Source organism: Saccharopolyspora phatthalungensis (assembly GCF_014203395.1).
In the GTDB taxonomy this organism is placed as follows: Bacteria; Actinomycetota; Actinomycetes; order Mycobacteriales; family Pseudonocardiaceae; genus Saccharopolyspora; species Saccharopolyspora phatthalungensis.
On record NZ_JACHIW010000004.1, the window covers coordinates 146,180 to 172,816 of the forward strand.

Annotated in this window: 10 protein-coding genes; 4 read left to right on the forward strand and 6 right to left on the reverse strand. The window is 66.8% G+C overall.

The features are described 5' to 3' along the window. Positions 1-251 precede the first annotated feature (251 nt). The 3 genes from BJ970_RS36710 to BJ970_RS36720 all read right to left on the reverse strand — a co-directional run bounded on the left by BJ970_RS36710 (position 252) and on the right by BJ970_RS36720 (position 4,451). Positions 252-1,160 (reverse strand): phosphotransferase family protein, encoded by a 909-nt coding sequence (locus BJ970_RS36710; protein ID WP_184733193.1) that lies wholly within the window; start codon positions 1,158-1,160, stop codon positions 252-254. After that, on the reverse strand, positions 1,157-2,566 hold the full coding sequence (locus BJ970_RS36715; protein WP_221468617.1) for a helix-turn-helix domain-containing protein: 1,410 nt from the start codon (positions 2,564-2,566) through the stop codon (positions 1,157-1,159). Before BJ970_RS36715 ends, BJ970_RS36710 begins: the two co-directional genes overlap by 4 nt. Before the next feature lie 475 nt (positions 2,567-3,041). Continuing rightward, positions 3,042-4,451, reverse strand: coding sequence for a helix-turn-helix domain-containing protein (locus BJ970_RS36720; RefSeq protein WP_221468618.1), 1,410 nt, complete (start codon positions 4,449-4,451; stop codon positions 3,042-3,044). 300 nt (positions 4,452-4,751) lie between these two features. On the opposite strand from BJ970_RS36720, the gene BJ970_RS39335 reads away from it, so the two are divergent. Next, the gene (locus BJ970_RS39335; protein WP_312864655.1) at positions 4,752-5,000 is read left to right on the forward strand and encodes a cyclic nucleotide-binding domain-containing protein; all 249 of its coding nucleotides are present in this window, start codon (positions 4,752-4,754) and stop codon (positions 4,998-5,000) included. Here BJ970_RS39335 and BJ970_RS36730 read toward each other — a convergent pair. The 3 genes from BJ970_RS36730 to BJ970_RS36740 all read right to left on the reverse strand — a co-directional run bounded on the left by BJ970_RS36730 (position 4,930) and on the right by BJ970_RS36740 (position 6,583). Beyond that, the gene (locus BJ970_RS36730; protein WP_184733198.1) at positions 4,930-5,325 is read right to left on the reverse strand and encodes a hypothetical protein; all 396 of its coding nucleotides are present in this window, start codon (positions 5,323-5,325) and stop codon (positions 4,930-4,932) included. The genes BJ970_RS39335 and BJ970_RS36730 overlap by 71 nt on opposite strands. 70 nt (positions 5,326-5,395) lie before the next feature. Further along, on the reverse strand, positions 5,396-5,560 hold the full coding sequence (locus BJ970_RS36735; RefSeq protein ID WP_312864656.1) for an SDR family oxidoreductase: 165 nt from the start codon (positions 5,558-5,560) through the stop codon (positions 5,396-5,398). 84 nt (positions 5,561-5,644) lie between these two features. Next, complete coding sequence (locus BJ970_RS36740) at positions 5,645-6,583, reverse strand: LysR family transcriptional regulator (protein ID WP_184733200.1); 939 nt, start codon at positions 6,581-6,583, stop codon at positions 5,645-5,647. Positions 6,584-7,008: 425 nt separating this feature from the next. On the opposite strand from BJ970_RS36740, the gene BJ970_RS36745 reads away from it, so the two are divergent. The 3 genes from BJ970_RS36745 to BJ970_RS36755 all read left to right on the forward strand — a co-directional run. Further along, on the forward strand, positions 7,009-7,545 hold the full coding sequence (locus BJ970_RS36745; RefSeq protein WP_184733202.1) for a hypothetical protein: 537 nt from the start codon (positions 7,009-7,011) through the stop codon (positions 7,543-7,545). A 182-nt stretch (positions 7,546-7,727) separates the two neighbouring features. After that, complete coding sequence (locus BJ970_RS36750; protein ID WP_184733204.1) at positions 7,728-15,851, forward strand: WXG100-like domain-containing protein; 8,124 nt, start codon at positions 7,728-7,730, stop codon at positions 15,849-15,851. A 630-nt stretch (positions 15,852-16,481) separates the two neighbouring features. Then, on the forward strand, positions 16,482-26,637 hold a 10,156-nt coding region (locus tag BJ970_RS36755; protein WP_446689114.1), incomplete at its 3' end, for a WXG100-like domain-containing protein.

Below are 26,637 nucleotides of genomic sequence, written 5' to 3' on the forward strand. Positions count from 1 at the left end.
AAGACCCCATCATGCGGTGTTACGTGCAGGACCCGACGCTGGAAGCCATCCGTGCCTTCGCGTCGGACGTCTGTGCCACTGACCTCGGGTGCCGACCGGTCGCCAAGCGAACCGAAACCGGGTTCGGCACGGACACGTACCTGCGGGACTCGACGGTGCGCGCGGCACGGGCCGCCAGGTCCGCCGCTGAAATCACCATTACCGTTGATGCGTGTTCTCCAAGGTGCCGGACTTGGCGGCGCGGCCGCTGTTTAGGGGATAGCGTGCCAGCGGGCTGACCTGTCGCCGGTGCGCAGGGACCGGATGCGGTGGTGCAGTTCGGTGGCGGCGGCGGGTTTGCTGGGGGCGAGGCGGATGTAGGAGCCGAGGGAGTGCAGTTCGGTGATGTCGCGCAGCACGGGCCAGCCAGGCTGGTCGAGGATGTTGTAGCCGTAAGCGGTTAGGAATTGGGTCCGGTCCGCCTCAGGCTTGTGGAAGTGGTTGGGGACGGCGGTGAGCAGGTCCAGTTCGCGGGGGCCGATGCAGGTGTTGTCCCAGTCGATCAGGAGCCATTCGCCGTGGTCGTGAACCATGTTCTCGTTGTGTGCGTCGCCGTGGACGAGCCCTTCCCCTAATGGAAATTGGGTGGCGGTGAACGTGTCGAGCAGTGTCGTGGCCCGGTCGAGCAGCCAAGTATGGTCGGCTGCCGCCAGCGCCGGCTGCTGACGGTGCTGGTCGATCTCCAGCGATTCGGAGAGCCGTTGCAGTGGCTGATAGTGGGGCACGGGGAATGGCGGGGCAGGCAGCGCATGTAGCCGCCGCATGAGCACTGCCAGGTCGGTCAGCGAAGGAAGCGAGGTTGTGGCGCGGTGGGGCCAGAAGGTGGCGACCGCGCCGTTGGCGATTACTGGCTGCTGGCCGGGCATCGGTGGCAGCGCGACGGGTGCGGGTTGGGTCGCCAGCCAGCGGGTGGCCGTGATGGTGGTCTGTGCGCGGCGGCGGCGTACCGGGGTGTCGGGGGCCAGCCTGGCGACGATCTGCTCGTGTGGAAGGAGGTAGACGGCGTTGGAGCGGTGGTGGAGCAGGTGGGCGTCGGTGGGGTCGGCTCCGAAGATCTGGCAGGTGGCGTGCAGCGCGTCCAGGCCGGGCAGGCGGGTATCTGGTGTTGTGGGCAGGCTCATGCCGCTGTGGTGAGCGCGGTGCGGATGTGTTCGCGCAACTCGGCAACCTCGGGTTTGCCGTGGTGTGGCGCGGCGACGGTGTCCAGGACGCGCAGCCGGGCGTAGCCGCGGGTGAAGGACAGCCCGGTAATCGCGTTCACCGCGTCGTAGCCGGTGGCCACCGCGGCGTCGATGTCACCGGCCTGGAACTGCACCGAGGCCAGCGGGGGCAGGGTCAAGGCGCGGGTGCGCTCATATTCCGCGCCGTACCCGGTTGCCGCGCTGGTCAGTTTCTCGATGGCTTGCGGCGCGAATTCCGGGCGGGACAGCGACAACAGGTACAGGGAGTAGCCCTGTTGACCGGCGATCGCGACGTCGGTGACGAACTTAGTCCACGGCGGGGTCGCTGCCGGATCGGCGGCGGCGTAGGTTTCTAGGGCTTGCCCCAAGGCGCGATGGGTGGGCTCTGGCTCGCCGAGCGCGGCGCGGCAGCAGCCGAGAATCGCGGAAGTGTAGCCCTGGGTGACCGTGCTGACCGGGTGTTTGCGGTTGGCGGCGGTTGCCGACGCGAGTTGCACGAGGTGCAGTGCCTCACTTGCGCGTTCGAGGTGCAGCGCTTGGTGTGCCATGTTCAGGAGCACGTGAACTGTCAGGCCGGGAGCGTGGGGGTGGTCGTCGGCGCGGCGGGCGGTGTCCAAGGCGTAGGTCCACAGGCGGCGAGCGGCGTCGTGATCGTCGACATCGTATGCATGCCACCCGGCTATGCGGGCCAAGTTGGCGATGGCCACCAGCAGACGGGTCCGGATCTCCGGCGAGCAGGGCGCGTCCTCCAGCCGGCGCACCTGGTGCAGTTGTGTGAGGGCTGCGGCGCGGCATAGCCCACCGCCATGAGCCGTGGCTGAGCGGCGGAACCCTTCGGTGACCGCCTCGATGGCGTCGATGTCGGCCGCGCCGATACGGGACCGGGTTACCGGCTCGACCTGGCCGGGCAGCAACGAACCCAGCCGGGCGAGTTCGGGATTCAGACTGGATCCCAACGTGGCGGCCGTGACCAGGGAGAGAAAGTCCCTGCGTTCCAACCAACTCACCTCCTTGTCAATGACGTCACCCGTTACGGTATGGCTAGCGGGAAATCCGAGCAAGGAAGCCGGGATGCGCAGGACCGTGGCCAACCGAGCGGCCGTCCTGACGTTGATCAGCCGACGCTCGCCCCGCTCAACAGCGGAGATCCGGCCTTGGGACAAGCCGAGCAGGTCGGCGAGCTGGAGCTGTGTCAGACCTGTGTGCTGCCGCACGGCGGCGAAAACCGGGCCGAAGTCATAGTTTTCCAACGCGGCGCGCAGGTCCGCGTCCTCGTAAAAATCCTCCGGGATCGGCTTGCGGAACCCGGAGGCGCGAGCACAGGGTCCGCACAACGGATCATTCACGCCGGCACGCTGCACAGTGCCGCAGCACCGGCAGCGTTGTCCCGGACCATTCATGGCTTGCCTTCCATTGACGGGCGGGTGCTCGTCCGGGGGTCACGGCGTTACGCCCGTTCAATCGAGGTGTGCCGTGCACCACCGTAGCGGTCGATCATATTTAGGCGCGGCGGTCACCGCGTTGTCAATCCCCATTGGGGTTAGCACCGTTGGGGATTGGAGACGTCGGCGCGGATGGCGACGATGATCGCTATGGCACAGCGTTGAGCCGGCTGCGGCAGAGGCTCTGGCCCAGTCTCTGGGGCCGGTGGAGTTCCCATGTGGACACATGGTCTTCGCCGAAAGGTCGGCCAGCGAAGGAAGCGAGGAAGTGGCGCGGTGGGGCCAGAAGGTGGCGACCGCGCCGTTGGCGATTACTGGCGGCAGGTGGCGTGCAGCGCGTCCAGGCCGGGCAGGCGGGTATCTGGTGTTGTGGGCAGGCTCATGCCGTTGTGGTGAGCGCGGTGCGGATGTGTTGGCGCAGCTCGGCGACTTCGGGTTTGCCGTGGTGTGGCGCGGCGACGGTGTCCAGGACGCGCAGCCGGGCGTAGCCACGGGTGGAGGACAGTCCGGTGATCGCGTTCACCGCGTCGTAGCCGGTGGCCACCGCGGCGTCGATATCACCGGCCTGGAACTGCACCGAGGCCAGCGGGGGCAGGGTCACCGCGCGGGTAAGCTCGTATTCCGCGCCGTATCTGGTGGTTGAGCTGGTCAGTTTCTCGATGGCCTCGGGTGCGAACTCCGGGCGGGACAGCGACAGCAGGTACAGGGAGTAGCCCTGTTGGCCGGTGATCTCGGCGTCGGTGACGAACTTTGTCCACGGCGGTGTGGTGGCCGGATCGGCGGCGGCGTAGGTCTCTTGGGCTTGCCCGATGGCGCGGCGGGTGGGCTCTGGCTCGCCGAGCGCTGCGCGGCACCAGCCAAGGACCGAGGAAGTGTAGCCCTGGGTGATCGTGTTGACCGGGTGTTTGCGGTAGGCTGCGGTCGCCGACGCGAGCTGCACCACGCGCAGTGCCTCCTCTGCGCGTTCGAGGTGCATTGCTTGGTGTGCCATATCCAAGAGCACGTGAACTGTCAGGCCGGGAGCGTGGGGGTGGTCGTCGGCGCGGCGGGCGGTGTCCAAGGCGTAGGTCCACAGGCGGCGAGCGGCGTCGTGATCGTCGACATCGTATGCATGCCACCCGGCTATGCGGGCCAGGTTGGCGAGGGCCACCAGCAGCCGGGTGCGGATCTCCGGCGTGCAGAGGGCGTCTTCCAAGCGGCGTACCTGGTGCAGTTGCGCAGTGGCGGCCGCGCGGCACAGCCCACCGCCATGAGCTGTGGTTGAGCGGCGGAACCCTTCGGTGACCGCCTCGATGGCGTCGATGTCGGCCGCGCCGATACGGGGCCGGGTTACCGGCTCGACCTGGCCGGGCAGCAACGAACCCAGCCGGGCGAGTTCGGGATTCAGACTGGATCCCAACGTGGCGGCTGTGACCAGGGAGAGAAAGTCCCTGCGTTCCAACCAACTCACCTCCTTGTCAGTGATGTCACCCGTTACGGTATGGCCGGTGGGAAATCCGAGCAAGGAAGCCGGAATGCGCAAGACCGTGGCCAACCGAGCGGCCGTCCTGACGTGGGTCAGCCGACGCTCGCCCCGCTCGACAGCAGAGACCCGGGATTGAGACAGGCCCAGTAGGTCGGCGAGTTGCAGTTGCGAGAGCCCGGTTTGCTGCCGCACGGCCGCGAATACCGGGCCGAAGTCATAGGTTTTCAACGCGTTGTGCAGGTCCGCATCCTCGTAAAAATCCTCCGGGATCGGCTTGCGGAACCCGGAGGCGCGAGCACAGGGTTCGCACAACGCGTCATTCACGCCGACACGCAGCACAGTGCCACAGCACCGGCAGCGTTGTCCCGGACCATTCATGGCTCACCTTCCAACGACGGACGGGTGCTCGTCCGGGGCCACGGCGTTACGCCCGTTCGGTCGAGGTGTGCCGTGCACCACTACAGCGGTCGATCATATTTAGGCGCGGCGGTCACCGCGCTGTAAAGCCCCATTGGGGCTAGCACCGTTGGGGATTGGAGACGTCGGCGCGGATGGCGACGATGATCGCTATGGCACAGCGTTGAGCCGGCTGCGGCAGAGGCTCTGGCCCAGTCTCTGGGGCCGGTGGAGTTCCCATGTGGACACATGGTCTTCGCCGAGGGTGAGCCGGGCGGCCGGCTTTACCTCATTCAGTCGGGCAAGGTGAAGCTGGAGTGCAAAGCCCGGGATGACAGGAAGAACCTGCTGGCGCAGGGGCCGCTACCCGCACCGATACGCAAACCACTTTTGAAGCACTCTCCATCTAGAGCGTTAGGGATGCCCAGCCGCCGCCTTGGGCCAGCAGGGTCTGCACGCCCAGGACGTGGTCGGTGAAGCCGGCGAGGTCGCTGTGCAGCAGCGCGGCGCGCTCGCTGTCGAGCGGTGCGGTGTCGTCGTGCCACAGCTCGCACGTCCAGCTCGCGGCCGGGTACATGGACCGCAGGAGCGCGGCGACCTCGGCAGAGTCGGATCCGCCGGCGGCGAGGTAGTCGCACAGGATCTCGTCGCATGTCGCCATCAATTCCCGCAGTCCCCGCACCGCTTCGGCAGGGCTGCCGTTCCAGTCGGCGGGAGGCCGGGCGGACGAGCTGACCGCTAGCCACAATCGCCACCCCGCGATCAGCTCCTCGTGGTCCCGTGGTGTCCACTGCCCGTCCATACCCCGAGTGTGCGCCTGTTCGGGCCTTCCTGATCGATGGCGTTGCTCACTCCCGCGGCTGCCGCCGTGGTCAGGAGAACTGGATGCCGCCGTCGATCATCACGGACTGACCGGTCATGTAGTCGGAATCCCGGGAGGCGAGGTAGGACACGAACCCGGCCACGTCTTCGGGCACCGACACCCGGCCGAGGTGGATAAGCTCCGAGTATTTCTCGATCGCCGCGCCCAGCAACACGGTGGCCTTGGCCCGCGCCCAAGCGCCTCGTGGCTTCCGGCCCGTTGCCCAGGCGGCCGCGTCAGACCTCGACTCCTGCGGTGGTCACCGCGCCAGCGAGGCCATGTGGTTGGGCAGCCACACCTCGCCGCGAGCGGGTGGCGTGAAGGACTGGCGAAGGTGCGTGACGAACTCGCGCAGCCCCGGGTGCTGGTTGCCGGTGTGCCACACGACCGACCACGGGTAGACCGGCGTCGGGCCGGCCAGGGGGATGCGCGCCAGCCGCTGCGGCCACGCCGCGCGCGTCCTGTCGCCGAAGAACGTGAGCATCGACCGCGAGTCCGCGATGCTGTCCAGCAGTGACTCGGTGCCGAAGTTCGGCCCGGTCGAGTCGATATCGAGCGTGAACGCGTGGGCGAAGTCCTCGTAGAATTCGGCCCACTCGCTGCCGCTGACGATGCCGGGAACCCATGCCTTGAACGGCCGGAGAACACCCGGTTGGACCGAGGTCCGTCCCGCCAGGGGATGCTGATCGCTCACCACGATCTGCATCGGCTCGAAGTATGCGAACGCCTGTGCGAGTTGCGGGTCGATCCGGTTCACGGGCTGGCGCAGGTAGCGCAGCCCGGCGTCGATCTCGCCGTCGAGCAACCCGCGGATCACCTCGTCCGCGCCGCCGGTTGTGGTCACGATCTCGATGTCGATCGCCTTGTTGGCGCGGTAGAAGTCGCGCAGTATCTCGGCCGGCGCCAGACGGCGGCTCAGCACGTCGACCCGCAGCGGTCGGGACTCCCGCCGGACCGATTCCACGGCCTGGTCGACCGCCAGCAGTACCGCCTTGGCCCGGGGCAGGAAGCGCTGCCCGTCCGCGGTCAACACGGCGCCGGAAGCGACGCGTTCGAACAAGGCGGCGCCCAGGAACGACTCCAGTGCGGCGATCCGTTTGGACACGGCCTGCTGGGTGACGCCGAGCTGGTCGCCGGCGATGCTGAACTGTCCCTTCTCTGCGACGGCGACAAACGCCCGCACGGCTGCGAAGTTCATGCCGCGGACGATAGCAGTTGCACAATGTTTCGATTCTTCAGTCATAAGGCGGCCGGTTGATCGACGGTGGTGCCTTGAGCGGTAAAACTGCGCGACGACATCGGCTGCCTCGCCGCGTCGACAAACGGGATGGACGAGCTGAGGGCACGTCCGGCTTGCGGCGCCGAACCTCGACACCTGATAGTGCCCGGAGCACCGCATTGCGGAATGAGAAGGGACGATTGACCTCGCGACCGGTCCGGCCGACGTAGCTGCCGACCTTCCCGGCTTCCCGCTGCGGGCGAGGCCGACGAGACCGCATTCCGCTCCCGAATCAAAGGCGTGAGCCCGCACGGTGGCGCTCGCTCGGAAAAGAATAGGTCGCAGGTTGCTCCGATCGGCGGAATTTCGGTGGATCGCCGGGGGAGTTCTGTGCCCGCCGGGGCATGCTGATGGCGAAGTTCACGGCACCAAGCGTATTTTTCGGCTATTCCGTCCGGGTGCGCGGAACGTTGGATGTCCGTAGTCTGAACAGCGCCTTCGGTGCGCTTCGGCAGAAGTATCCGGTGCTGGCGACACATTTGGAGCGCGCGGACGGCGGGTATGTGATCGCCGAGCCGATGGGTCCATTGCCGGATGTTGTCATTCGCGATGGCGATGTCGACAATCCATTGGTAGGCCCGGATCTGGATCCCGGACGAATCCTGTCCCCGCTGCACATCGTCCGCGATGGGGATCTGGTGTCGCTAACGCTCCTGATTCACCATAGCATTGCGGACGGTCGCATTCTCTGGTGGTTCTGCACGATTTCTGGATTATGTACTGGCGGTGGGCCGTTTCGGAGTTTCCTGCGCCGCGTGATTCGAACTCGACGATCCGGAAGTTGTGATCGCGCCACCGGTGTGCCTGTGTTCTGTGCCGAACCGACGCCGAACGAGTTGGGCGGCCACGCCGCCGGACAGTACCGCATCAGTCTGACATGAACCCGCATGTTCCGGAATTAGAGAAGTGCGCACATTGCCCTTTTTCTTGGTTGTTAATGGACGAACGCGCATAGTCGTTTCGCCTGTGAGTGAACGCTTTAATGCAGCCTTATGGTCGGCTCATACTACGGCGCGGTGGTCGTTTCTGAATCGCTCTACGGTGAGCTGAGTGGGTGGTTTGTGTGTCCTTGCTGGTGCCGGAGGGGGTGAGGCGGCTTTTTCAGGTGTTGACCGGTGAGGACATGACGGATGCGGATGAGGATGCGTTGTTCGCGGTGGCGGAGCGGTTGGAGTCGGGTGCGGTGGCGGTCGAGACGTTGGGTCCGGTGGTGGGGGAGGTGGTCGAGCGGGTGCGGGGTGGGTTTTCGGGGAAGGCGGCGGACCGGTTCGCGCAGCGGTTGGCGGCGTTCGGACCGGTATTGGAGTCGGGTGGTGTGGGTTTGCGGGAGTTGGCGGGGTTTGTGCGGAATCTGGCGTTGCAGGTGCAGTATTTGAAGTTCGTGACCGTGGGTGGGTTGTTGCTGTTGGTGGCGGAGGTGGCGTGGGCGGTGGCGATGGCGGGGCCTACTGGTGGGGCGAGTATGGCGTGGTTGGCGGCGCGGTTTGCGGTGATGCGGTTGTTGCTGACTCGGTGGTGGGGTCAGTTGTTCATGCGTTTGGCGATGAGCCAGGTGGTGGGGGTGGGGTTGCAGGTGGTGATGGATGCCGGGGCGCAGGGTGTGCAGTTTGCGTTGGGGACGCGGGAGAAGTGGGATGCGGCGATGTCGGAGATGGCGGTGGGGGTGGGGTCGTTTAGTGGGTTGCTGGCGGTGCCGCTGTCGGCGTTGGGCAATGTGGTGGGTAATGCGATCGCCAAGGTGTTGGTGCGGGGTTTGGGTGACAAGATCGATGTTGAGGTGTTGGCGGCGGCGGCCAAGCATGCGGCGGAGGAGCATGCGGAGCGGTATCCGGTGGCTTCGGTGGCGAGGTTTGCTGATGTGGTGTCGAAGGATATTGAGGATTTCACGGGGATGTCGGTGCGGGCGATGTGGGCGGTGCGGTTTGGTCATGGGTTGGGGGAGGCGTTTGAAGAGGGCCTGACCGAGATGCTGGGCGAGGCGGGGTATGGGGCGATCAGTGGTCAGGGTGCGCAGTGGAATCCGTTCTCGTTTACCGCTGGGGTGTCGGAGGCGATCGGTTCGGGTGTCGGCAACCTGGCGGGTCTGGCGCTGCGCGGGGAGCTGGTTCCGGCGGGCCGAGCCCGAGACGCCGCCCGCGAGAATGAGGATTCCGGCAACGTTGAAACTGACACCGACACCTCCGAGGACATGAAGGCGGAGTCTGCGTCGCAGTTGGACGAGAAGCAGAGCGTTTCCGATGTGGACTCCGGGGTGTCGGTACCTGTTCAACGGGCTCTAGCTAGTGAACCACCACCGGCATTCGATCTAGGTTCGGTGGGGCCGAATACTCCGATCAAGACCACTCTCCCGGTTGCCGGCTCCGGCGTCGAAAAGGCGCGGGGTCAGGACATGCCGGGCACGCCGCCACCGCCCTACAGCCCGCCTCCCGGTGCGGATCGTGTCGGCAGCGCTTCACCGACTCCCAGCGGTGGGTTAACGCCGGGGGACTCCGGTGTCGATGTGCGACCTCCGGCATACGGCCCGGCTGCCGCTGACGGTCATTCGGGCGGGAATCCGTCTGCTGTGGACAGTACGGGTGGGTACCGGGATGGCTCACCGCTCCTTCATGGCGGGCTGATGCCGGATGGCTCCCACATCGGGGCGTCGCCACCGGCGTACAGCCCGGCTCTCGGTCATGCTCCGGAGGGGGTTGGATCGCCCGGTGTGGACGGTCGCGGTGCGCCCGGTGCGCCTTCGGATGCCGTGGCGGCCGAAACGAATTCGTCTGCGACCGCCGTGGTTCCGGCTTCGGGTGATGCGGTGTTGCCTGCGGGCCCGGCGGTGTTGCCTGCGGGCCCGGCGGTGTTGCCTGCGGATGCGATGCGGGTGTCGGTGCCGGTGGATGTGGTGTCCGGTGGTGGGGTTGCGGAGTTCGTGCGTGGACGGGTGGGGGATGGGGGCGCCGGTCCGGTGGTGTTGGTCTCCGGCGAGGGCTGGGGGGTTGGTGTGCTGTCGTCGCATCAGGCTTCGGAGGTGGCGCGAGGCGTGGGGCGTGATGTCGTTGCGTTGATGCCCGCGCGTGGTTGGCGTGGTCCACGGTGGATGTTGTTTGCACCGGACGGATCCCGGCCCCGTCCCGTGGATGGGCCCGGGCCAATTGAGGCGCCGAGCCAAGCCGGCGAGCGGCGAAACCGGCTGGATGCTTTGGGGAATTCGTCTGCTGCTGTTCCCGCGTCCTCTGCATCGACGAGCGGGGCGGGGTGGACGGCCTCGGATCTGCGTCGGGATATCGAAGGCGCCAAGGCAGTGGGTGGGCCGCGTGATGTGGCGGTGCGGATCGTGCAGGGCACGCATGACGTGGTTGCGCTGGCTCGGGGCGAGGCAGGCGTGTCGCTGGATGATGTGGTGTCCTTGGTCGAGGCGAGGGTTGCCGAGCGTGGGCGTGATCAGGCGCTGCGGTTTGCCCGGGAATTGGCCGCCAAGCTCGATACCGAGGGAACGGGGCTGACTGTCCACGCCGGAGCGGGACAAGATTCGCCGGAGGATCCCACGGTATTCGCTAGACCTGCGAACAGCGGCGGGACCAGTGGAACGGCCGCTGGACAGGCGGATGATCTGATGTGGTGGTCGTTGGATCCGTTGGCGCCTTCCTGGGATCCTTGGGGTCTTGCCGCGGACGCTGGGGTCGCTGCGGGTTCGATGGATTCGGTTGGTGAAGGCAGTGGCCGTGGCCGCGCCGATGATTCGGTTGATGAAGGTGCTGCGAGTAGCCCGGTGGGGCATGGTGAGCGGGCCGAAAGGCTTGATAGCGCGACGCAATTGCGGGAGGCGGCGCGGGCGGAGGCGCGTCGTGCTCGGGACGCCGGTGAGCCCTACACCAACGCGGGGTTGGGAAAGAAGTTCGGAATGGGCAGGGAGTGGGGTCGCCAGCGACTTAAGGAAATCAGCGGAGATGGTGGCGTGACGCGGGTGGCATTGCAGGAGAAGACGCGGGAGGCGGCGCGGGCGGAGGCGCGTCGTGCTCGTGACGCCGGTGAGCCCTACACCAGCATGGACCTGGCGAAAAAGTACGGGAAGGGCAAGGATTGGGGCCGTCAGCGGCTTATCGAGCTCAGCACCGAGGGTGCCGTGACGTGGTCGGCATTGCCGGAGCAGTCGCGGGAGGCGACGGGGGAACTGGCGCGCGAACTTGATACCCGAGTGGCTGAATTGGCCACCTACGCCGGTCCACCGGAAGATTTCCCGATCTTGGCGGAGACGGCGGACGGCGGTGCGATTGGCGCTATGTCCGCAGCGTCGGCGGTTGATTCGTTGGCGATCGAGGCGTGGGCGTGGGGGCTTTGGCAGGCTGACGTAACGGGTGTGGGGTCGTCGTCAGCGGGGTTTTCGGAGGCGGCCGAGCGGTCCCGGTTGGTTTCTGAGTTGACGGTGTCGGTAGATGAGTTACGGGGGCTTTTGCGCGATGCGCCGCCGGGCTACCGGCCTGGGTTGCTTCAGCGGGCCGAGCTGTGGTCGAACACGTTGGGGCGGGGCGGGTTCGATGCTGCGGACCTGACGGGCCTGCGGAAGCGGGTGAACGATGCCGGGGCGTTGGTCGAGCGGGTGCGAAGTGAGTTGGCGTCTCGTTCCGCGTCTGGGTGGTTCCAGCTCGCCGGCCTCGACTTCGGGCCGGGTGGGCAGGCGCACTCGGGCACGGACGCGGCGGGGCCGTCGGTCTCTGTTGCGGACACCGGTCGCGGTGTCGGCGGATCCACTTCGATCGACGAGGGCAGTGACGGCAACCGGGGGCATGCCGATGATTTGGTCGATGTGACTGCGGCACAGGGCTCGCTGGGGGGTTCGCTGGGGGGTTCGCTGGGGTCAAGTGACGGAGCGGAGACGCATGATGATGCGGAGCGGCTGCGGGAGGCGGGGCGGGCGGAGGCGCGTCGTGCACGTGACGCCGGTGAGCCTTACACCGCCGTCACATTGGCGAAAAGGTTCGGAAGGCACCGGAATTGGGGTCGCCGCCGGATTCTGGAGACCACGGCCTTCGATGCCGATACCGAACTGCCGTTATCGCAGCGGGAGCAGGTGCGGGAGGCGGCGCGGGCGGAGGCGCGTCGTGCACGCGACGCGGGTGAACCCTGCAGCGGTGCGGAGTTGGGGAGGAAATTCGGCAGGACCGACAGGTGGGGTCGGCACCGGCTTGAGGAAATCCGCGAGGAGGGTGGCTTAACCAAGGTGGCGTCGCGGCGCCAGGAGAAACACCACGTGCAGGAGGCGGCGCGGACGGAGGCGCGTCGTGCACGCGACGAGGGCGAACCCTACAGCGGTGCGGCGTTGGGGAGGAAGTTCGGAAAGAGCGAGAGGTGGGGTCGGGAGCGGCTTGACGAGATCAATGATGAGGATGGTACGACCCTGTGGGATTCGCAGTTGCGGACGCAGGCGCGGGTGCAGGCGCGTCGCGCACGTGATGCGGGCGAGCCTTACAGCGCGGCGGCGTTAGGGGCGAAGTTCGGAAAGGGAGTGAAGTGGGGGTCGGCGCGGCTTCTTGAGATCAGGGACGGGGTGGGGCGTGTTCGGTCTGCGGACGTGGCCGCGGGGTCGCGGTCGGCTTCTGAGTCGGAGGTTCTGGCGGGGCGGACGGAGGCTGGTCGGCAGGGGGTTGTGCAGGCTTTCCCGGAGGCGGTGGAAGGTGATGTGGCGGGTGTGGGGTCGTCGGGTGTGGAGGTGGCGGAGCGGTCGCGGTTGGTGTCCGAGTTGACGGGGTCGGTCGCCGCGTTGCGGGGTCTTGTGGCCGATGAGCCGGAAGGTTATCCGCCCGCGTTGCGGGAGCGGGTTGGGCTGTGGTCGGCGATGCTGGCGGGGCGTTGTCTCGATGATATGACGCTGGCCGATTTGCGGAAGCGGGCGCACGATGCAGCGGCATTGGTCGAGCAAGTCCGCGGTGAGATGCAGTCTCGTCCCGGGCCTGAGTCGCTCCAGGGTCCCGACTTCGGACCGGGCGGCGACCTGGTTGAGTCACGGCCGTCGGCGTCTGTTGCGGACACTGATCACGGAGTTGGCGCAACGATCGGTGACGGCAGCGCCCGCAAGCGAGGACGCGCCCACGATTCGGCCGATGAGGGTGCGGCGCGCAGGGCTGCGGGTCCGAGTCGGACGACGGCACCTACGCACCGTGAAGCGGAACAGTTGAAGGCGGCGGCGCGTGACGAGGCGCGGCGCGCCCGTGACGTGGGCGAGCCCTACAACGGCAAGGGGTTGGGGGAGAAGTTCGGGAAGAGCGCCAGGTGGGGTCGGGAGCGGCTTAATGAGATCAAGGCTGAGGGGGGTGTGAGCAGGCAGGATCTGGAGGAGCGGGAGCGCGAGAACGCCCGCGCGGCGGCGCGGCGTGCTCGTGACGCGGGTCGGCCCTACTCCGGTCTGATGTTGGCCAGGGAGTTCGGCCGAGGGGCGGATTGGGGTCTAGCGCGGCTTGCGGAGATTCGGGAAGAGGGTGGTTTGACCCGGTCGGGTGCGATTGAGCAGGAACGGGAGGCGGCGCGTGCGGAGGCGCGTCGTGCTCGTGACGCCGGCACTTCCTACAACGGCAAGGAGTTGGGGGAGAAGTTCGGAAAGAGCGAAGGGTGGGGCTGGCAGCGGATTCGGGAGGTGCGAGAGGAGGACGGTGAATTAACCACTGCGGTATCACGCTCAGGGGGTGCCGTGCCGACGGTGGGTTCGCCGGAGGAGGTAGGTGCGGCTGAGCGGACGTGGTTGGTTGCTGAGTTGTCGGGGTCGGTGAGTTTGTTGCGGCCGTTTTTGGTTGATGGGTCGGTGTCGTATGTGCCTGAGTTGCGGGCGCGGGTGGAGCGGTGGTCGGACATTGTGCGGGAGGGGGTGTTGGGTGGTGTGGATGTTGGGGTGTTGCGGAATGAGGTGGGGGCTGCTGGGGATGCGGTGGGGATGGTGCGGCGGGCGCGGCGTGATGCGGCGGTGCGGGAGTTGAATGCGCTGGTGGTGGAGGCTGATGCGGCGTTGCGGGAGGTGATGGGTTGGCAGGGTGCTGATGCGGTGGCGGGGTTGTTTGCTGCTGCTGATGCGGTGTTGGGTGGTGGGGCGGTGGATTCGGTGCGGTTGGTGATGGCGCATCAATTGTTGCGGGCTCCGGGGGATCGGGCGGCTGCCGAGGCGCTGCGGCAGCGACTGCACGAGTACATGACCGCGAGCATGAATGTGAGTGGGGCTGGTAGACAGGCGCCGATTGACGGTCGGTCTGTCCCGCACCCGGATGATGAGGCATCGGCGGTTGAAACGGTGCACGCGGCCGACGATCTGGGTAGCGACGACGCTATGGGGCAGGAGCGGCGTGCCTTGCTGAAGCGGCTGCATGAGTTGGTGGATGCGGGTGATGGTGACCGGCCGAGCGATGGCGGTGTCCAAGATCGCGCAGCTGCTGCGCGCCGACCGGAAACGGTTGTGGAGCAACATCAGACGGACACCTCCACCGGCAAGACCGGGGCGAAACGTCGTCGTTCTTGGCCTAGGGGCGGAGCAAGTCAGAGCGAGCCGGCGGGGCGAGAAGAGGCGGCGGCATCGACCGCGCGGCATTCGGAAGCCCCCTCGACCCCGGCGGAGTTGGCGTCTGACGGGCCGGTGTCGGTGGCGGACGTGGTCGATGGTTTGAAAGGGTTGGCGGCGCAGGTCTCCGGTGAGGTGAGTACCGAGCCGGGTACAGAGTTGTTGGGGCCGGATGTGTTGGGGTTGCGGGTGATTCCGGAGCCGTTGGCGGCGTTGCGGGGTAGGGATTACTCGAATTTGAGTGTTGCGCAGGGGATCGGTTTCCTGCAGCGGATGGACATGTTGTCGGGTGCGACACCGACGCGGGAGGAGATCGACCCGGCGAACTTGGACAACAACGGTGACGTTGAGGTGCTGGAGTCTGATTGGCCGGAGGAGGAGCTGGCGCACTGGGAAGGCCTGGGGGTTGCGCGCGCCTCCCTTCCCGACAAGCGGCGGATTCCGTTGATCATGCATGCGATCTGGGTGGGTAGCCCGTTACGGGACGACGGCGGTCCGCGACGGCGGTTCATGGCCAATTTCGGCGCGGCGGCAACCAGGTTCAACAACATGTTGCCGGTGTTGTGGACCGACGTGCCGCGGGCGGTGATCGAACAAGCGCTGGAGACCGATGCGCCGGCCGAGGGCCGCGATTCGTTGGCCGGTGTGCGGGAGATGGTCGAGTGGGCGCGTGAGCGCGATATCGCCCTGGTGAATGTGTGGGAGGTGGCCAACCGGGATTCGCCGCTGGACTTGCAGGCGTTCTTCGCGATGGAGATGTACAAGCTGTCGGGGCCTGGGTGGGCCGCGGCGAGTGACATCCTCCGGGTCCACCTGGAGCGCTTCGGTGGCTTCTACGCCGATGGTGACGAAGTGGTCAAGGATCTTTCCGGGCTTCATCATGTGCTTGAGTCGCCGCACGGGTTCGCCATCCAAGCCAATGAGCGGTACGACCGCCGGCAACCCGCTATGTTCGTGAACAACTCGGCGCTGGTACTGGTCAAGGATCACCCGTTCTGGCGTTTCTATCGGGAGCAGATTCGGGAAAATTACGCCGAAACCCACGACGCATTGTTCGACCGGATGCCCGGTGTCATGCGGGACTTCGTGCAAAACAACCTTGATCACCCGTTTGCCAGGCCACGTCGGTACTCGACCACCTGGCGGACCGGGCCGCAGCTGCTTCGGAGCCTGCTAAGCAGGATTGGATACAGCGAGTTTCCGTTGTTCCGCGGTGTGACGATGGGGGGCTCCGCCAGCTGGGTTCCTAGCGGTGCGCGGCCGCAGCCGGGGCACGACCAGAAAATTCCGGCCGATGATCTGGCGGGCACGGTTGACATGGCTGCGAAGTTGGTGCATACGTTGGTGCGGGAGCTGTTCAACCGGCCCGGCGACGTGCATCTTTTCGCGATCGAGCCGGCCCTTGGCAGGCATGAGAATCCGGACGTGGCCTTGGCGGGGGCGTTGCGGTTCATCTCGTCACGTCCGGAGTTGGCGTCGTTGGTGCGCTCGGTGACGAACGCGCGGTGGGAGAACGGGGCGCGGCGGCGTTTCGTGTTGCCCACCGACGTGTGGGACCTGCTGGAACCCCAGCCCGGCAGGTATGCGTGGCGCCTGGGCGAAGGGACTTTCCCGGTGCGGATGAGGTCGCAGGAAAAATCGCCCGGTCACGCGGCGCCGGAGTAGCCGACGCGACCAGGGCGTGGTGCCTGCCCGGGCGTCGGCGGTTGCGACCCGGCGCATCCGCTGGTGTTGCCCCCGGGGCGTGCCCAGCGGCGATATTCAGGCCACGCGGGTGTCCGGCCACGAGGGGGTTCCGCCCGATAGGGGGATTGATTGGGGCGGTGCAGGGTGCTTTTCGGGTATTTGGTGGGCCGGTCAGCGACGGGATAATTGGGTGCGCGCGGGCAAGATCGTGTCGCTTTTCGGGAAAGCAGCGTTGAGTGTTCGGCGTTGGGAAAGCCATACTCGGGGGGTTGGTGGCATAGGCACGGGCGACGGGAGCCATGAGGGATCTTGCCGAGTGCGCGCGTGTTTGGCTGCACGAGACCGAATTGGTTGCGTGCGGTGCTCAGGGATGAGGGGCTGGCCCTGGTGACCGAGCGGCAGGTGCCGCTCGGATGCCGTAATGCCGGGTCTGATGAGCCGATGCCGGCCGCGACGATCTGTGTGCCCAGAGATGGCGCGAATTCCTGTCCGGTTGTCTAATGCCGGTCCGCTTGATGGGGACGGTTGAGTGACGCGTACCGCTCCCCGCGCAACGGCCTCGGAGTCGCGGCCTGACCTGGTTCGTGTGAGCTGATTGGGTGATCTCGGATGTCCTTGCTGGTGCCGGAGGAGGTGAGGCGGCTTTTTCAGGTGTTGACCGGTGAGGACATGACGGATGCGGATGAGGATGCGTTGTTCGCGGTGGCGGAGCGGTTGGAGTCGGGTGCGGTGGCGGTCGAGACGTTGGGTCCGGTGGTGGGGGAGGTGGTGGGGCGGGTGCGGGGTGGGTTTTCGGGGAAGGCGGCGGATCGGTTCGCGCAGCGGTTGGCGGCGTTCGGACCGGTATTGGAGTCGGGTGGTGTGGGTTTGCGGGAGTTGGCGGGGTTTGTGCGGAATCTGGCGTTGCAGGTGCAGTATTTGAAGTTCGTGACCGTGGGTGGGTTGTTGCTGTTGGTGGCGGAGGTGGCGTGGGCGGTGGCGATGGCGGGGCCTACTGGTGGGGCGAGTATGGCGTGGTTGGCGGCGCGGTTTGCGGTGATGCGGTTGTTGCTGACTCGGTGGTGGGGTCAGTTGTTCATGCGTTTGGCGATGAGCCAGGTGGTGGGGGTGGGGTTGCAGGTGGTGATGGATGCCGGGGCGCAGGGTGTGCAGTTTGCGTTGGGGACGCGGGAGAAGTGGGATGCGGCGATGTCGGAGATGGCGGTGGGGGTGGGGTCGTTTAGTGGGTTGTTGGCGGTGCCGCTGTCGGCGTTGGGCAATGTGGTGGGTAATGCGATCGCCAAGGTGTTGGTGCGGGGTTTGGGTGACAAGATCGATGTTGAGGTGTTGGCGGCGGCGGCCAAGCATGCGGCGGAGGAGCATGCGGAGCGGTATCCGGTGGCTTCGGTGGCGAGGTTTGCTGATGTGGTGTCGAAGGATATTGAGGATTTCACGGGGATGTCGGTGCGGGCGATGTGGGCGGTGCGGTTTGGTCATGGGTTGGGGGAGGCGTTTGAAGAGGGCTTGACGGAGATGCTGGGCGAGGCTGGGTATGGGGCGATGAGTGGTCAGGGTGCGCAGTGGAATCCGTTCTCGTTTACCGCTGGGGTGTCGGAGGCGATCGGTTCGGGTGTCGGCAACCTGGCGGGTCTGGCGCTGCGTGGGGAGCTGGTTCCGGCGGGCCGAGCCCGAGACAGTGTCGGCGAGGCTGAAGATTCTGCCGTCGTGTATGCGGATACGACTGATTTGTTGAAGGTGGAGTCCGGCTTGCGGACGGCGGAGAAGCCAGGCTCCCCGGGTGGAGTTCCCAGTGTGGATTCAGGAGTGCCCGTGCCTGGTCCTAGGACCACGGCCAGCGAACCGAAACGGGGCATCGGTCCGGGTGCGGTCGGGCCGGGTCTTCCGGAGAAATCGGGTACCCCGACTGTTGGCTCCGGCGCCGAAAAGGCGCTGCTGGGTGGCGTTTCCGAGGTACCGGATGGTAAAGACGGGGGAGTGGTCAGGGCGGATGTGGATGGCGTGCCTCGGGCATGGGCTGTGCAGTCGGTGGGGGGCTTGGTTCGTGGCGCATCGGTTCCGGAACCCCGGATCGCTATGCCTAATGGAGAGGCGTCCGGTGGCGGGCCGACGGGCGAGGATGCCGGTGCTTCGGCGGGTAAGGGGGCCAAGGCTGGTGCGTCCGGGATACCGGGAGATAGTGAGGTGGTGTCGTGGCAGGCCACGGTTCCGGGTGTGCTGCGGGAGCAGGACAGGCCGGAGACGCCGCCGCCGCCCTACGGTGCGGCCGAAGGTGCGCATCGCGTCGGCAGCGGTGCACCGAATCCCGGTCATGGTTTCTCGGTAGGGGATTCTGGCGCGGAAGGGCCACCGCCGTCGTACAGTCCGGACGGCGGTGATGGTCACTCGACTGCTTTATCGTCTGCTGTGGACAGTAGTGGTGAATACGCTGGCGGATCATTGGCCTCTGACAGTGGACTGGCGGTCGGTGATTCGCCGCAGCGCGACGCGCATGCACCCGCTGCCGAACCGCCCGGAGTGGCCGGGATGCGGCCGGATGAGCACCGGGGTGAAGTGCGGGGTTCTGAAGGTGGGATGGTGCTGGGGGACTCCGGTGTAGACGCCGTGCGGCGTGGTGAGTACTCCCGTAGTCACACGGATGTCGGCGACGGCATAACGCTGCGAGGGGGCGAGTGGGTCCCGGCCGTTTTTGATGTGTCGTCGGAGGCGGATTCCGGTATCGATTCTAGTGTTGATCCGACCGGTGAGCCGGATTCGTCGGCGCCGCATGGGTCCTCGGTGCCATCGGATGCTCCGGTCTTGGGTGCGGGGCCCGTTGGGTTGCCTGGGGGTGGGGTGCGGGTGTCGGTGCCGACGGATACGGCTTCCGGCGGTGGGCTTGTGGAGTTCGTGCGAGGTTACGTGGGCGATGCGGGCCCGGGTCCGGTGGTGCTGGTGCCGGAAGCCGGTTCGAGTCCTGGTGTGGTGGTGTCGTCTGGTCAGGCGTCGGAGGTGGCGCGCGGTGTGGGGCGTGACGTTGTTGCCCTGATGCCAGGGCAAGCTCGGCGTGGTCCGCAGTGGACGTTGTTTGCCCCGGACGGATCTCGCCCGCGTCCGGTTGGCGGGCCGGAGCAGATTCCGGCGCGGCAAGCCAGGGAGGGTGGCGACCGGCTAGATGTTCTGGGGACTTCGTCGGCCTCCGTTCGGGTACCCGAGCCGGGGCCGGCCGTGGCGGCTTCGGTGGGTGCCGACGCTGCCACCGGCAAACCCGACACGGTGGTTTCCGAGGCGGGCATACCGGGGCAACCCGACGACTTGCGTGTCGAGGTCGAGCGGGCTTATTCGGTGACTGGGCCGCGTGCTGTGGCGGAACGGATCGTCCAGGGCACGCATGATGTGGTGGGGCTGGCGCGTGGTGCAGCGGGTGTGTCGGTGGATGACGTGATTGCTTTGGTGGCGGCGCGGGTTGGTGAGTTCGGTCGTGCCGAGGGGGTGCGGTTTTCGCGGGAGTTGGCGGTCAGGTTGGGTTCGGTGGGGTCGGGGTTGACCATTCAGGCCGGAGGGAGGCCGGATTCACCGGCGGAGGTCCAGGTGTCGGCGGAGCCCGCGGATGGGATCGGTGGCGAGGCCGATGATCCTGGGGAGGACGCGAGATGGTCGTTCGGTCCGCAGCTCGTTGAGGCGGCGGAGGCATGGGTGTTTGACCCGAGCCAGCTGGACTTCGGGGGCCAGCTGGATTTCGGGGACGGAAGGGGTTCGTGGTGGCTGGATCCGGTGGTGGCTGAGCAGTCGTTGGGTTCCGGGTGGGATGCCGAGGATGTGGGGTGGGGTGTTGCTGACGGGGCCGAGGCGTCGGCGGGCGAGGCGTCGGCGGGTGAGGCGTCGGCGGGTGAGGCGTCGGTGGGTGTGGATGAGGACGACGGCTTGGGGCTCCACAGCGGGGATCAGGCGGACCAGGACGACCTGGTGCGCGAGGAGGGGCGGGCCGAGGCGCGTCGTGCTCGGGACGAGGGCAAGCCCTACTCGGGTGCGGCGTTGGGGCGGAAATTCGGGAAGAGCAGGGAGTGGGGGCGGACACGGCTTGCTGAAATCAGGGCCCCGGGTGTTCCGCGCCCGTCGGAATTGGACGCGCAGGTGCGGGAGGCAGCGCGGGAGGAGGTGCGTCGTGCGAATGAGGACGGCAAGCCATACACCCATCGGACATTGGCGCAGAAGTTCGGAAAGAGCGTGCTGTGGGGTAAGACCCGGCTTGCGGAAATCACGACCGAGAGCCCCCCGCCGAGTTGGCAGGCGCAGGAGCGACAGCGTGAGGCGGGGCGGGTGGAAGCGCGTCGCGCCCGGGACGAGGGTGAGACCCCCTACTCGGCCAGGGCGTTGGGAAAGAAGTTCGGAAGGAGCAGGGAGTGGGGTCAGGCGCGGCTTAGAGAGATCGAAAATGAGGGTGGTGCGGGCCGGTCGGAGCTGATTGAGCAAAAGCGGGAGGAAGAGCGTGCGGCGGCGCGTGCGGAGGCGCGTCGTGCTCGGGACGAGGGAAAGCCCTACACGGGTGATGCTTTGGGCAAGAAGTTCGGAAAGAGCAGGACATGGGGTTGGCAGCGGATTGGGGAAATATGGAACGAGAGTGGTGCGCCCCGACCGGACCTGGTCGAACAGCAGCGTGCGGCGGCGCGTGCGGAGGCGCGTCGTGCTCAGGACGCGGGACAGCCCTACTCCGGTCCGGCGTTGGGGAGAAAGTTCGGCAAGAGCAAGGACTGGGGGCGGACGCGAATTTTGGAGATCAGCAGTGCACCTGATGCTCTCGCGCCTGGTCTTGAGGCTGTTGTAGCGACGGAGCGCGTAGCGTCACCTGAGGTGGCTTCGGCTGAGACCTCGCACGCGGCTCGTGAGTCGACAGCTGTGGAGCCGTCGGATCTCGCCTTGCCTCCTCTATTCCCTGGCATCGATGTCGACTTCACTGCGGATGGCGAGAATGTAAGTCTGTCCGGGGCGGCTCCGTCGGCATCTACTGAGGACACTGCGGGTGGTTTGGGGGGTGGTTTTGGCGGAACCGAATCGATCGGCCAAGGCAGTGACCGCAAGCGAAGGCGCGTCGCCGATGCGGATGAGCGAGCGGCGCGAAGGCTCCTGGAATCGGCAGTGGAAGCGGGGAAGGAGGATGCGGGCCTGGGCAGCCGGGAGTCGCTGCGCGAGGCGGCGCGGCAGGAGGCGCGTCGCGCCCGGGACGCGGGCCAGCCCTACTCCAGTCGGGCGTTGGGGGAAAAGTTCGGCAAGAGTAAGGACTGGGGGCGCGCGAGACTTAGAGAAATCAGCGACGAGGGCCGGCATGCGGTGCAGAGCCAGGCGCAGTTGCAGGAGGCTGCGCGGGTGGAGGCGCGTCGCGCCCGTGACGCTGGCCAGCCCTACTCCGGCGGGGCGTTGGCGGCGAAGTTCGGGCAGAGCACGGCCTGGGGTTGGCGGCGGATGAAGGAACTCAAAGATGAGGGTGGGGTGACTGTCTCGGAGTTGGAGGAGCGTGAGCGGGAGGCGGCGCGGGTGGAGGCACGGCGTGCTAGTGACGGGGGTAAGCCCTACTCGGGCGCGGCGTTGGGAGCGAAGTTCGGCAGGAGCAAGGGGTGGGGTAGCCGGCGACTCAATGAGATCGCCGTGGGAGACGGGGTAAACCGAACGATAAGGGAAGAACGTGACCGGGAGGCGGCGCGAACGGAGGCGCGCCACGCTCTCGACGCCGGTCGCCCCTACACCGCTAGAGAGTTGGCCGAGAAGTTCGGCAGAGGCAAGGACTGGGCTCGTGTGCGACTTGCGGAAATCAGCGAGGAAGGAGAAGTTAGCCGAACGATATTGGATGAGCGTGAGCGGGAGGCGGGGCGTGCGGAGGCGCGTCGTGCCCGGGACGCGGGTAAGCCCCACAAGGCCGAGACGTTGGGGAAGAAGTTCGGCAGGGGCCGGGAATGGGGTGCGGCGCGCCTTTCAGAGATCAGGAATGAGGCTGGCGGTTCCGCCGGTGAGGTTTCGGCTTCTCGGGGTGATGTGCCGACTGTGGGTGTCGAGTCCGCGGATGTGGCGGGGTGGTCGGTGTCGGATTTGCGTGTCGAGGTTGAGTGGGCTTATTCGGTGGGTGGGCCGCGTGATGTGGCGATGGGTGTTGTGCAGGGTACGCATGATGTGGTGATGCTGGCGCGTGGGGGTGCTGAGGTGTCGTTGGATGATGTGGTGGCGTTGGTGGCGGCGAGGGTTGGTGGGTTTGGGCGTGCTGAGGGGGTTCGGTTTTCGCGGGAGTTGGCGGTGCGGTTGGGTTCGGTGGGGGCGGGGTTGATGGTTCAGGCTGGAGCGGGGCTGGATGTGGGGGCGGGTTCGGCGAGTGTTGATGAGTCTGGGGATGTTGTGGGTTGGTGGTCGGATGCTTCTGTCTGGAGGCTTGGGGAGTCTGGGAATGAGGTGGGGCCGTGGTGGCTGGATCCGGTCGTTGCTGAGCAGGAGTTGGGCTCTGGGTGGGATTCCGGCGATGTGGGGTGGGGTGTTGTCGACGTGGCTTGGACGTCGGCGGCTGCGGAGTCGGTGGGTGATGTTGAGCGGTCGCGGTTGGTTACCGAGTTGGGGGAGGCCGTGGATACGTTGCGGGGGTTGTTAATTGGTGCGCCAGAGGGTTACCGGCCTGGGCTTGGGGAAAGTGTTGAGCGCTGGTCGGCGATGTTGAGGCGGCGTGGTGGGCTTGATGGTGCTGGGCCGGCGGGCTTGCGGAAGCGGGTGCAGGATGCTGGGGCGTTGGTCGAGCGGGTGCGAAGCGAGCTGGGGCACCTTGCCGCCCCTGGAGTTCTTCCGGGCACCGATGCCGGCCTCACGGCGGGGAGCGAGCATGCGGTCCCGGATGCCTGGCGTCTGCTGGAGTCTATTGAGGACGTTTCGCGTGAGGTGGCCGGAACGGGTTCGCCCGGTGCGCGCAATGGTCGAAAGCGCAGCCGTGCCGACGAGGAGATCGATGAACAAGCGGCTCGATCGGGGCCGAACTCGGAATCGGTGCAGGACGGTGCGGGCCTTGACAGCGGGGCGTCGTTGCGGGAGGTGGCGCGGGTGGAGGCGCGGCGTGCTCGTGACGTGGGCCTGGCTTACAACGGCGCGGAGTTGGGGAAGAAGTTTGGCCGGAGCAAGGCATGGGGGGGCGCGCGGCTCAAGGAAGTCAGGGAGCAGGAAGCCGCGAGCCGGCCGGAGTCGGAGGACGAAGAGCAGCTGCGAGAGGCGGCGCGGGTGGAGGCGCGGCGTGCTCGTGACGAGGGTAAGCCCTACTCGGGTGCGGCGTTGGGGAAGAAGTTCGGCAAGAACAGGGGATGGGGTTGGTGGCGGCTTGAGGAAATCAGGGGTGAAGGTCGTGGTTTGAGCCGCACGGCGTTGGAGGAGCGTGAGCGGGAGGCGGCGCGGGTGGAGGCACGGCATGCTCGTGACGAGGGTAAGCCCTACTCGGGTACGGCGTTGGGGAAGAAGTTCGGCAAGGACAAGCGGTGGGGTGGCCGACGACTCGATGAGATCAAAAATGATGTGAGCCGGGCGGGATCAGCCGAGCGTGACCGTGAGGCAGCGCGAGCGGAGGCGCGTCGTGCTCGTGACGCCGGTCAGCCATATACCACTAGGGCGCTGGCGAGCAAGTTCGGAAAGAACAAGGACTGGGGACGCGCGCGACTTGCGGAAATCAGCGAGGAAAGCGGGGCTAGCCGAGCGGTATTGGACGAGCGTCAGCGGGAGGCGGGGCGTGCGGAGGCGCGTCGTGCCCGTGACGTGGGTGAGCCCTACAAGGCCGAGACGCTGGGTAAGAAGTTCGGCAGGAGCAGGCAATGGGGTGCGGCGCGGCTTCGGGAGATCCAGAATCCGGTTGGTGGTTTGGGTGTTGAGCACGCGGATGTGGCGGAGCGGTCGTTGCCGGTTGGGGGGTCGGTGGGTGTGGCGGAGTGGTCGGTGTCGGATTTGCGTGTCGAGGTTGAGTGGGCTTATTCGGTGGGTGGGCCGCGTGATGTGGCGATGGGGGTTGTGCAGGGTACGCATGATGTGGTGATGCTGGCGCGTGGGGGTGCTGAGGTGTCGTTGGATGATGTGGTGGCGTTGGTGGCGGCGAGGGTTGGTGGGTTTGGGCGTGCTGAGGGGGTTCGGTTTTCGCGGGAGTTGGCGGTGCGGTTGGGTTCGGTGGGGTCGGGGTTGATGGTTCAGGCTGGAGCGGGGCCGGATGCGGGGACGGGTTCGGGGAGGGTTGATGAGTCTGCGGGCGGTGCTGGTGTGGCGGCTGGGCCTGCGAATGTTGTGGGTTGGTGGCCGGTTGCTACTGCCCCGAGCCCGGTGGACTCTGGGGATCTCATGCGGTCGCGGCGGCTTGATCCAATGGTCGCTGAGCAGTCGTTGGGTTTTGGCTGGCAGGCGGGGGATTCGGCGTGGGCTCTTGCCGACATGGCTGGGGCGTCAGCGGATGGGGTCTCGGCGGATGTTGGGCGGTCGTGGTTGGTTTCCGAGTTGGCGGCGTCGTCTACCGAGGACATGTTGGGTGATGGTGAAGGCGCGGAACCGAATGGCCAGGGAAGTGGCCTCGGTGCGGAGTCGTTGCGGCAGGCGGCGCGCCAGGAGGCGCGTCGCGCTCGTGATGCGGGCGAGGACTACACAGGTTTGGCGTTGGGAAAGAGGTTTGCCAAGAGCAAGCAATGGGGGCTTGCGAGGCTGAGGGAAATCAGGGATCAGGACGCGGCGCCCCCATCGAAGGCGGAGGAGCGGGTGCGGGAGGCGGCGCGGGTGGAGGCGCGCCGTGCGCGTGACGCCGGTGAGCCCCACTCGGGTAGGACGTTGGGCGAGAAGTTCGGCAAGAGCAGGGGGTGGGGTTGGTGGCGGATTGAGGAAATCAAGGGCGAAGGTGGTGTGCCTCGGCTGGAGTTGGAGGAGCGGGTGCGGGAGGCGGCGCGGGTGGAGGCGCGCCGTGCGCGTGACGCCGGTGAGCCCCACTCGGGTAGGACGTTGGGCGAGAAGTTCGGCAAGAGCAAGGGCTGGGGTTTCCGACGACTCGGTGAGATCAACTCCGATGGTGTGAGCCGAACGGTATCGGACGATCGGGAGCGGGAGGCGGCGCGTGCCGAAGCGCGTCGCGCCCGTGATGCGGGTAAGCCGTACTCCGTTGAGGAGCTGGCCGGGAAATTCGGCAGGAGCAAGGACTGGGCTCGCGCGAGACTTGTAGAAATCGGCGTGGAAAGTGACGTCAGCCGAGTGGAATTGGACGAGCGGGAGCGTGCAGCGGGGCGGGTGGAGGCGCATCGTGCTCGTGACGCGGGCAAGCCATACACCGGTCAGGCGTTGGGAGCGAAGTTCGGCAGGGGCCGGGACTGGGGTGCCGCGCGACTTCGGGAGATCAGGAATGCGGTTGATGGTTCGGTCTCCGGATCGCCTGACCTTGGGGGCGATGTGGCGACGGCGGGAGGCTCGTCTCTGGATGTGACGGTAGCCGAACGGTCGCGCTCGCTCACTGAGTCGACGAGCGTGGCGGGGTGGACGGAGTCAGATCTCCAGGACGAGGTTGAGCGGGCTTCGGCGGACTCCGGGGGCAGTGGTGCGGTTGATGAGGTGGCCGCTGCGTCTGCGGATGAGTGGGGGCCGGGACCGGTCGCTCCTGGATTGGCCGAGTCCGGAGATTCTGGAGCGAAGTGGTGGCTTGATCCGGTGGTTGCCGAGCAGTTGACTACTGGGTGGGGTGCGGGGGATGCGGGGTTGGTTGCTGGTACGCCGGCGGGGGTTCCGGTGTCGCAGCGAGCCGCGGGCGGCGGTGCGGTTAGTGGTGTGGCCGCCGAGTCTGCGGATGAGACGGTGTCGTGGTCCTCCGGCCCGGGGCTGGTCGCATCAGCGGATGGCGCATTTTCGTGGTCGTTTGACCCGGGCTTTGTGGGTCCCGGGGATGGTGCAGAAGCGTGGTGGCTTGATCCGGTGGTTGCCGAGCAGTTGGGTTCTGGGTCGAGTGTGGGGGATGCGGGGTTGGTTCCTGGCACGTCGGTGGGGGAGTCGGCGGTGGGTGTAAATGATGCCGAGCGGTCGCAGTTGGTTGCCGAATTGGGGGTGTCGGTGGATGCGTTGCGGGGGTTGTTGGTGGGTGCGCCGGTGGGTTATCTGCCTGGGTTGCGGGACCGGGTTGAGTTGTGGCTGGAGATGTTGGGGCGGGGCGGGTTCGATGGTGCGGAGTTGGCGGGGCTGCGGAAGCGGGTGAAGGATGCTGGTGCGTTGGTCGAGCGGGTGCGAAACACGCTGGAGCCCCATGTCGTACCTGATCTGCTCCCGAAGATGGATGTCGACGTGGCGGCGGATGACGATCAAGTTAGTCCACCCGAGGCTGGCCCATCAGTGTCTAATGCGGACACCGATCGGGGTGCTGAAGCAACGGACCCGATCAGTGTCAGCAGTGGCCGCAAACGGAGCCGGGTCGACGACGCGGTGGATGAGGGAGCGGCGCGAAGACTCATGGGGCCTGCCCCGGTTTCGGAAGCGGGGAAGGAGGCTGCGCGGCTTCGGCCTGCGGAACCGTTGCGGGAGGCGGCGCGGGCGGAGGCGCGTCGCGCTCGCGACGAGGGCAAGCCGCACACCGGTCAGTCGTTGGGAGCGAAGTTCGGCAGGGGCCGGGACTGGGGCGCGGAGCGGCTCAAGGAAATCAGGGCCCAGGACGATGTGAGTCGTTCGGAGTTGGCAGACTCGGAGCAGCTGCGCACCGAGGCACGGGCGGAGGCGCGTCGCGCTCGTGATGCGGGTGAGCCCTACTTCGGAATGGCGCTGGGGGCGAAGTTCG

Bases quoted from the DNA above. Each gene is read 5' to 3' on its own strand.
- BJ970_RS36730 (WP_184733198.1), bottom strand. From the start codon at position 5,325: ATGGACGGGCAGTGGACACCACGGGACCACGAGGAGCTGATCGCGGGG.
- BJ970_RS36745 (WP_184733202.1), top strand. From the start codon at position 7,009: ATGCTGATGGCGAAGTTCACGGCACCAAGCGTATTTTTCGGCTATTCC.
- BJ970_RS36710 (WP_184733193.1), bottom strand. From the start codon at position 1,160: ATGAGCCTGCCCACAACACCAGATACCCGCCTGCCCGGCCTGGACGCG.
- BJ970_RS36740 (WP_184733200.1), bottom strand. From the start codon at position 6,583: ATGAACTTCGCAGCCGTGCGGGCGTTTGTCGCCGTCGCAGAGAAGGGA.